Here is a 1,310-nt window from a genome sequence, read left to right as displayed (position 1 = left end):
GAATGGAGATATGCTGTGTTTAAATGATATATTTAGAGAATTATATAAATTATTTATTTTAATTTAATTAAACGAAGTATGAGAAATCTAATGTTTTTATTATTGTTTGGTATTGTCCTATTTACATCATGTAATAAGGATGATGATGGGATTATTTCTGGTTCATCCCAAAGTAAAGTTACTTACGAAGTCGAGATAGCTTCTCCTCTTGATTTAGTATCAATTGATTTAGCAGAGAATGATTCACTAATTGTTCCTATTAATGTAAAAGAGATATCCAGGGAGGGTATTCAGACAAAAGCTGTAACAGAAGAAGTTATTCCTACCAATGCCGTTTTGACATATAGAAAAGGACCCGTGTCGTGTTATTTTCATACTTTTTGGGGTACTATGCTATGCGAAGTTTGGACATTATCTGTAAAAGTAGATTATAAATATGGTCAAGCTGTAATGGGCCATAAAGGACCTAAGACTGCATATAAACCATCAGGATCTGTAGATAGTAAAATAACACAGAGTGAGGTATGGACAAGGAATGAAGATGGTTCTGGATCCTGGAGTTTTAGTACTGCAGTATACAAACCATTATCTAGTTATGGAGGTCAGGTTATGCCAGGATGCAATGTTGAATATCCTTTTTCTCATAATGAAATGAAACTTTATTATACATGGATTGATGGAGGGAATTAATTTAGGTTAGAAATTAATGTTTAATTATATCCCTTTTTGATTATTGATAATTTTACCACAATTAAAAAGGGAATAATTATAAATTGTGATTATATTGTAACTGATTTTTTGTTTCACTGTTTATTAATTGTTAATTAGGGAATTATGAGAAAAGTAATTTTTATATTATTAAGTATCACCATAGTTCTAACATTTTTTGCATGTAATAAATCTGATCAATTGAAAGATGGTTTACAAATAGATACAAATCTTCCTCAGTTGGTAAATGTGCGATATGAGGTCGAAGTTGATCATTCCGAATTATATAATTTGGATATTAGCTATACATATGGCGAAACATATTTTGATTTTATTTTACAGGGGTATGTTAATAACGAACTTCTAAAAAGTGAATCGGATCTGGATTTGTCATTTTGGTCATATGAGACAACAATGAAAAAAGGATCAATACTTTATATCGCAGCTGGTGTTATTTCTAAAGAAAATATTTCAGCAATAGAGCCCGGTTCTATATCTGTAAAAATATTTGTTGATGGACAGTTAATTAAATGTAATACTCATTTGATATTTGCATCATGCGAATATATATATGGTGCATTAGAACAAATAGCAATTTATTA

At 29.7% G+C, this 1,310-nt stretch carries 2 protein-coding genes; both read left to right on the top strand.

The features are described 5' to 3' along the window. Nucleotides 1–78 precede the first annotated feature (78 nt). A complete protein-coding gene (locus DXA15_RS25015; protein ID WP_128135841.1) occupies nucleotides 79–690 on the top strand; it encodes a hypothetical protein in 612 nt (203 codons plus the stop codon). A gap of 144 nt (nucleotides 691–834) precedes the next feature. Next, a partial coding sequence (locus DXA15_RS25010; RefSeq protein ID WP_147349113.1) for a hypothetical protein occupies nucleotides 835–1,310 on the top strand: 476 nt, incomplete at its 3' end.

The sequence above is a fragment of the Parabacteroides sp. AM58-2XD genome (assembly GCF_003463685.1).
Taxonomy (GTDB): Bacteria; Bacteroidota; Bacteroidia; order Bacteroidales; family Tannerellaceae; genus Parabacteroides; species Parabacteroides segnis.
The sequence above is the reverse complement of the archived record's forward strand: the minus strand, read 5'-3'. Positions and strand labels throughout refer to the sequence as shown.

Coding starts and splice junctions, on each gene's coding strand:
- DXA15_RS25015 (WP_128135841.1), top strand. CDS start 79: ATGAGAAATCTAATGTTTTTATTATTGTTTGGTATTGTCCTATTTACA.